This is a genomic window from Dellaglioa sp. CoH-57-MRSF-19 (genome assembly GCF_056781975.1).
Genome location: NZ_JBXAXW010000193.1, coordinates 1 through 347 on the forward strand (window position 1 = coordinate 1; position 347 = coordinate 347).

At 53.0% G+C, this 347-nt stretch carries 1 protein-coding gene; it reads left to right on the top strand.

Going from position 1 to position 347, the window contains the following annotated elements; genetic code table 11:
- Positions 1-118 precede the first annotated feature (118 nt).
- On the top strand, positions 119-347 hold a 229-nt coding region (locus AC1RO3_RS08915), incomplete at its 3' end, for a thioredoxin family protein (RefSeq protein WP_481764069.1).

Genomic DNA, 347 nt, shown 5'->3' on the forward strand with positions numbered 1-347 from the left:
CAGAGTTCATGCACGCGGTATCCGGCATCGGCCGTGATCTGTGCGTAGCATATGACTATGTTTATTTCGAAAGTAAATTTGGCCTGACGATCGAGCAGGCAGAGGCGCAAGGATCGGTATGAGCGAATTGAATCAGGTCACAGACGTAACGTTCGAAAACGAGATCGTGAACCACAAGGGCTATGCCCTGCTCGACTTCTGGGCACCGTGGTGCGGTCCGTGCAAGATGCTAATGCCGACTCTTGAGGCACTGGCACCTGAGTATGAAGGACGAGTCAAGTTCAATAAGCTGAACGTTGACGAGAACACGCAGGTGCCGGAAAAGTTCGGTGTCCGTGGTATCCCGC